This window comes from Nocardioides sp. (assembly GCF_034670285.1).
Taxonomy (GTDB): domain Bacteria; phylum Actinomycetota; class Actinomycetes; order Propionibacteriales; family Nocardioidaceae; genus Nocardioides.
In genome coordinates this window covers 1-2,497 of the sequence record NZ_JAXMNS010000484.1, presented here as the reverse complement: position 1 = coordinate 2,497, position 2,497 = coordinate 1, and the positions used below count along the sequence as shown (strand labels likewise).

General features: G+C 71.0%; 3 protein-coding genes. 2 read left to right on the top strand and 1 reads right to left on the bottom strand.

Annotation, left to right across the window (positions count from 1 at the left end):
- Positions 1-209: 209 nt before the first annotated feature.
- Positions 210-1,550, bottom strand: a complete 1,341-nt coding sequence (locus VOI19_RS18020; protein WP_323794324.1) for an MFS transporter — start codon at positions 1,548-1,550, stop codon at positions 210-212.
- A gap of 117 nt (positions 1,551-1,667) precedes the next feature.
- On the opposite strand from VOI19_RS18020, the gene VOI19_RS18015 reads away from it, so the two are divergent.
- Positions 1,668-2,303, top strand: a complete 636-nt coding sequence (locus VOI19_RS18015; protein ID WP_323794323.1) for a TVP38/TMEM64 family protein — start codon at positions 1,668-1,670, stop codon at positions 2,301-2,303.
- Positions 2,300-2,497: helix-turn-helix domain-containing protein (locus tag VOI19_RS18010; protein ID WP_323794322.1), on the top strand; the 198-nt coding region annotated here is incomplete at its 3' end. The genes VOI19_RS18015 and VOI19_RS18010, both read left to right, overlap by 4 nt.

The window sequence follows — 2,497 nt, the reverse complement described above, 5'->3', positions numbered from 1 at the left end:
GGTATCGACGTGGCGCAGACCCTGGTGGTCCTCACCGTGGTCGGCGCGATCTGGCTCTCGGGCCGGCTGCTCGCCGAGCGCCGCGACTGGGTGCGTGTCGCGGTGTGCTCGTTCGCCGGTGTCATGGGATTCGCCTGGACTGCCACGCTCCTCGCGTCCTGACCCGCTGCCCTTCACTCACGGGATTGGTTCCTGGCCGGTCGTGGGCGTCAGCTCGCGCCGTGGGAGACGTTCGGGAGCCGCCGCGCGGCGTACACCCCCACGATCCCCATGCCGGCCAGGAACAGCAGCGCCCACTCGACCGCTGCGATGGCCAGCAGCGAGCTGACTCCCCCGACGACGAGCAGGATGACGCCCATCGCCGAGTTCGACACCGCGACGTACGTCGTGCGCTGGTCGCCTTCGGCCATGTCCACGACATAGGTCTTGCGCCCCACCCGCACGCCGGTGTGCAGCAGGGTCAGCAGGAAGAAGCACCCGACGAAGAGGAAGTCGGACCACGCGGACTCCTCGGAGAAGGCAGGCAGCGTCACGATCACGACGAGAGCCACGATCACCACCGAGGCCATCGCGGCACCGGCGCTCATCAAGCCGGCGCTCGACCGGTCGGCCCACCGTCCGAAGATCCCGCCGCCGATCAGGGCCGCGAGCCCCGAGGCGATGATGAAGCTGCCCAGCCCGGCCAGCCCCTCCATGCCCGAGCTCACCGCCAACGTCACCACGAACGGCGGGCTCAGGGCGGAGACGAGCAGCAGGGAGCGCACGGTCACGAAGAGCCGGAAGTCGCGGTCGTCGCGCAGGAGAGCCCAGCTCTGGACGACGGCTCCGGGCGCCTGCTGCTCGGCCTCGGGATGCGCTGGAGGGGTGGACTCGACGTCGGCCGGCTCGCGGATTCCCGCGTAGACGGCGGCCACCCCCACCCAGCAGGCCGCGCCACCGGCCAGGAGCCAGGCAAGCTGATCGGCGCGAAGATCTTCCCCGCCGAAGAGCCGTACGCCGAGACCGAGGGTGAGAGCGACCAGCCCGGACGCGATCGTCGCCAACCCGTTGATCTGCCCCCGCTGGCCCTTCGGCACGGTCCGGCCCTGCACGTCCTTGGAGGAGATCGAGCCCAGGCAGCGCCCCAGCGAGAAGATGGTCAGGGCGACCACGATCACCACGCCCGCCGCCAGCCCGCTCCCGACGGCGGCAGTCATCGCCATGGCGGCGACCGTCACCGCCTGGATCAGCGCGCCCGTGACGAAGACCCATTTCCGGTGCCGCACGCGCAGCACCAGCGGCGTCAGGAACGCCTGGGGAAGCATCGATCCCGACTCCCGGATGGGCACGAGCACGCCGGTGAGCGCGGGCGGCACCCCGAGGGAGTAGAAGAGCCACGGCAGCACCGTCGACGTCTTGGTCGCCTGGTCGCCGGAGGACTGCAGCGCGTGCGCGCCGATCAGGCGCAAGGCATTGCTGGGTATGTCGGCCCGCGCCTGCTCGGGCAGCTCGCGCTCCACCTCGAGGTCGCGCTTCACCAGTGTCGAGTACGCCTTGTCTCCGAAGCCCACGCAGCGACCCTATGCGTCACCGACTGACTGCTCCGATCGGACCCGTGGGCACGTGGACTGCGACACTGGTGGCATCCCGACCCATCATCGCTCCATCGTCTCGAACGCAGGCCCGTCATGACCCGAGCAACCTTGCTGAAGGCTGGCGCGCTCGGAGTGCTCCTGATCGGGCTCGCGGTCCTCGCGGTCGTCCTCGGTGCACCGGACGTCGAGGGCATGCGCGCCGACGTCGACGCCGCGGGCGCCTGGGGGCCGTTGGCCTTCCTGGCGCTCTACCTCGGGCTGTCGCTCATCCCCTGCCCCAAGGCGCTGCTCACCGCGGCCGGTGGCGCCCTCTTCGGACTCGTGCCCGGCGCCGCGCTCTCGCTGCTCGCCGCCCTGGTGGGCGCGGTGATCTCCTTCGGCATCGGACGGCTGCTCGGACGCGACCTCGTCGACCGGCTCACCCGGGGCCGGCTGGCAGAGGTGGACCACCTCCTGCGCGATCACGGCCTCACCTCCGTCGTCGTCGCCAGGCTGATCCCGCTGGTCCCCTACATCGTCATCAACTACGCAGCCGGACTGACCGGCATCCGACTGCGCCACTACGTGCTCGGCACTGCTGTCGGGATGGTCCCCGGGAGTCTGGCCTACGCCGCCCTGGGCGCCTACGGCACCGAGCCCTGGGGGCTGATCGCGGCGGCGTCCGCGCTGCTCCTGCTCGTCGTCGGCGGGGCGTGGTGGGCACGGCACATGAAACACTCGACTCCGTGACCGGACCCAGGACGCCGGACGCCGTGCCGAGGCGCGGCCGTCCGGGCTACGACCAGCAGACGGTCCTGCGGCGCGCGGTCGACCTGTTCAACCGCCAGGGCTATGACGGCACCAGCATGGGCGACCTCGCACGCGAGCTCGGGCTGGCGAAGTCGGCGATCTACCACCACGTCGACAGCAAGGAGTCGCTGCTC